The organism is Kutzneria sp. 744, assembly GCF_000568255.1.
Classification (GTDB): Bacteria; Actinomycetota; Actinomycetes; order Mycobacteriales; family Pseudonocardiaceae; genus Kutzneria.
Genome location: NZ_KK037166.1, coordinates 3,507,230 through 3,508,911 on the forward strand (window position 1 = coordinate 3,507,230; position 1,682 = coordinate 3,508,911).

The window sequence follows — 1,682 nt, forward strand, 5'->3', positions numbered from 1 at the left end:
TCGCGGCCAGCCGGGGCGTGCGCTTGGCCCCACCGCCGCCGATCAGGATCGGCGGGCGCGGGCGCTGCGCCGGCTTGGGCAGCGCGGGCGAGTCGGTGAGCTGGTAGTGCTTGCCGGCGAACGAGTAGGTCTCGCCCACCGGGGTGCCCCAGAGGCCGGCGAGGATCTCGACCTGCTCCTCGTACTGGTCGAAGCGCTCACCCAGCCCGGGGAACGGGATCCCGTAGGCGGTGTGCTCGGCCTCGAACCAGCCGCTGCCGATGCCCAGCTCGACCCGGCCGCCGGACATCTGGTCGACCTGGGCCACCGAGATGGCCAGCGGGCCGGGGTGACGGAAGGTGATCGGGCTCATCAGGGTGCCCAGCCGCAGCCGCGACGTCTCACGGGCCAGGCCGGCCAGGGTGATCCAGGCGTCGGTCGGACCGGGCAGGCCGTCGCCGTCACCCATCTTCAGATAGTGGTCGGAACGGAAGAACGCGTCGTAACCGGCATCCTCGGCGGCGCGGGCCACCCGGAGCAGGTCATCGTAGGTAGCCCCCTGCTGGGGCTCGGTGAAGATCCGAAAGTCCACGAGCACAACCTAGCCACCCCGCGCCAGTGGAGCCGTTCGGCACTAATGAATCCATCAGACATTGCCCGCTCCCCCCGTCACGGTCCTAGGGTCATCGGTGACGCCGCGTGCTGTTGCCAGTCCGAATACCGCCGAGAACCAGGTGATCAGCATGGAGTTGCGCCAGTTGACGCACTTTGTCGCCGTAGCGGAGGAGTGCCACTTCACTCGGGCCGCCCGGAGACTGCACATCGCCCAGTCCAGCCTTTCCGCATCGATCCAGACGCTGGAGCGCGAGCTCGGCGCCCAGCTGTTCGTCCGGGACAAGCGCCAGGTCCGCATGACCGACGCCGGCCGGGCCCTGCTGGTGGAGGCCCGCCGCGCGCTCAGCACGGTGACCGCCGCCCGCGAGGCCGTCGCCGCCGTGCAGGGCGGGCTGCGGGGCCGGGTCAGCGTCGGTATGTCACGGGCTGTCGACCACGGCCACCTCATGGCCGCCCTCGGCCGCTTCCACCGGGCGCACCCCGACGTGGAGGTGGCGCTGAGCCACGACTCCTCGGCGCGGCTGCTCGACCAGGTCCGGGATGGGAGGCTGGACCTGGCCCTGCTGCTGACGCCGGCCAACCGCCTGCCCGGCGGTGACGGGGTGACCGTCGCGCCGGTGCGGCCCGAGCGGCCCGTGGTGGCCTGCGGGCCGGATCACCGGTTCGCCCAGCGCAATTCGGTCGGTCTCGCCGAGCTGCGGGCCGAGACGCTGGTGGAGTTCCCCGGCGGTGGCAACGAGTTCGGCGGCAAGGTCGGATTCCACGCCGACGACGTGCAGACGATGTTGGACGTCGTCGCGGCCGGGCTGGCGGTGGCGGTGCTGCCTCGGACCACCGCACGCGGCCGGGCCGGGGTGCGGTTCGTGGAGTTGCAGGGCGAGACGCCGGCGTGGGAGCTGATGCTCGCGCACCCGGAGCGGTCGAACGCGGCGGCCGGCGCGCTGCTGGCCGCGGTGCTGGCTACCGGCTACGACGCCGCGGCGCCGATCGATCGGCCGGTTCCGTCGCCGGCCCGTCAGCACATGCTGCTGCCGGTCGGCGCAGCCCGCTGACCACCCTCGTGATCGACCAGGCCACTTCCTCACTGG

General features: G+C 72.3%; 2 protein-coding genes. One reads left to right on the plus strand and one right to left on the minus strand.

The features are described 5' to 3' along the window. On the minus strand, positions 1-571 hold a 571-nt coding region (locus tag KUTG_RS15635), incomplete at its 3' end, for an LLM class F420-dependent oxidoreductase (protein ID WP_043729501.1). 151 nt (positions 572-722) lie between these two features. Here KUTG_RS15635 and KUTG_RS15640 point away from each other — a divergent pair. Next, positions 723-1,646, plus strand: coding sequence for a LysR family transcriptional regulator (locus KUTG_RS15640; RefSeq protein ID WP_052394613.1), 924 nt, complete (start codon positions 723-725; stop codon positions 1,644-1,646). Positions 1,647-1,682: the final 36 nt, after the last annotated feature.